Raw genomic sequence first — 1,995 nt, forward strand, 5'->3', positions numbered from 1 at the left:
GAATTTCCTGATTTTATTCCAAATCTAGAATTAGAACTTCATCCAAAAGCAATACCTACAAACTATCTAGATAGTACTGCGGGTTTAATGAATGGTTTTATTCTTGACAAAAAATTTAAAGAGCTTATTTCTTCATTTATGTTGCCAAAACATTATTTTTATCCAATAAAAGTATTTCAAAGTAATCTGTTGTTAGATTATTATTGGTTTCATTTTATAGTTGATGATTTTTGGGAATTTATAGACACAGAAAAATCAAGTGCCGAAGTGGTATACATGGAAACCCCAACAAAGATTGCTGTAGAAAAAACTATCCCTGTTCTATCTAATGATCAGATAATCAATGACAAAAAAAAATACTAGAAGGAAAAAATCTTAGAATTGGAAAATTGATTATGAAACCTAATTTCCCAAAATATGATTTATATAAAATAGAATGCTTAAGTGGAAATACAATTATAAGTGAGTCATTAAGGAACTTACTTGTTAAAGAAGACATAACAGGTATGCAGATCATACCTTTTGATAAATTTGAGATAAATCCGGTTTTAACCTAAAACACTTGGGAGCAATCCCAGATGTCTTAAATTTGTCTATAGCATTTATTACTTGAACTTACAATAATCATAAAAGGGTTTGTTAAACAATTATAGTCAGAAAAACACGCACCCCAAAACGTTGAGTTGCCCTGAACCTGAAGAAGTATGAAAAATATCTTTTTATTAATACTATTACTAACTGTAAAAGGCTTTACGCAACCAAAAAACGAAATCAACTTACCCAAAGGCGGCAAAGATATAGAAATAAAAAGTACAAAAAGTCTTTATAGTTTATACCTAACAAAAAACCAAGAAGTGTTCAATGACGATGAAAGGTTAGAGTATTTTCAAGATGTAAATTATACTTTTTTAAGCCAATTTGATAAAAATATTTCAATGGGCATACCATTGGTTTTAATTTATGCAGATGTTAAAACACCCTTCAAATTTGTTTCTAAAGTAAAGTCATATATACCAAACCATAGGTGGGTGTTTTATATGACTGAAAATATTGAAGGCTTAAAAGCTACTGCTTTTAGAAATTATGGCTCTGCTAAATATCTTGATTTAGAAGAAATTTTAACTGCCGAAGAAGAAGAAAATTTATTGGCAGAAGAATTTCCCTTTGCTCCGCCAATGCCTCCACCAAATTGGTGGTTTGTAGATTTTGAGAAAAAGTTATTTTCTGGCAATAAAGCGGCTATTCAAAATGCATTAAATGAATATTCCCATTCCGTATTAACCGTTTCTCAAAACAAGGCACTCAAACATGATAATATAATCTTAAATGATGAATCTTTAAAAAATTTCATTCAAGCAAATCAGGTTCTTTTTTTAAATTTTGATGATGGCATTTTTTATGAAGATTATATTGATGCCGTTCAAAAAATAAAAAACCATCAAATAGCATTGGAGAAGAATGAACAAGACAAAGCCTATATTATTGAAGTGTCTTTAAATTTAAAAAGTCAACTTGAAGAAATGGATATTGAATTAAATTAATAAATACTACATACAGCGGCATATCTTATAAAAAGCCCCACCACCACCGCACGATTGCATCGTGTGGCATTTGCCACCAGTGAATAAAAAACTGGTTTATGAGATTGTCTTATGGGCCACAATTACAAATTTCACAATCCTGATGGTTTATGTTTTTTCCGTTGATAATGTTTTTCAACAACAACAACAACAACAACAACAACAACACAACCTAGAATCAAAAATATCAGAGAAAAACACCAACATTGCAGTGGTAATTTATTCAGCATAGTCCATAAAAAAACCCCTTACTTCCATAGAAATAAGGGGTTTATCAATTAATTGATTTTGTCTCCATTTTTATCAAAAAAATAGGTATTCAAGATATGTGTAAGCATCTCTGGGCAGTACTTTTACCCATTTTTTATGTTCTAAAAACCATTTTGACCTGATGGACGGGAATCCTTTGGTCAAG

At 30.2% G+C, this 1,995-nt stretch carries 1 protein-coding gene and 1 pseudogene; both read left to right on the top strand.

The features are described from left to right. A pseudogene (locus A9996_RS20155) lies at nt 1-363 on the top strand (hypothetical protein); the annotation flags it as partial. 341 nt (nt 364-704) lie between these two features. Then, on the top strand, nt 705-1,541 hold the full coding sequence (locus A9996_RS19240) for a hypothetical protein (RefSeq protein ID WP_066439146.1): 837 nt from the start codon (nt 705-707) through the stop codon (nt 1,539-1,541). The last annotated feature ends 454 nt before the right edge of the window (nt 1,542-1,995 follow it).

The organism is Gelidibacter algens, assembly GCF_001678675.1.
GTDB classification, from domain to species: domain Bacteria; phylum Bacteroidota; class Bacteroidia; order Flavobacteriales; family Flavobacteriaceae; genus Gelidibacter; species Gelidibacter algens.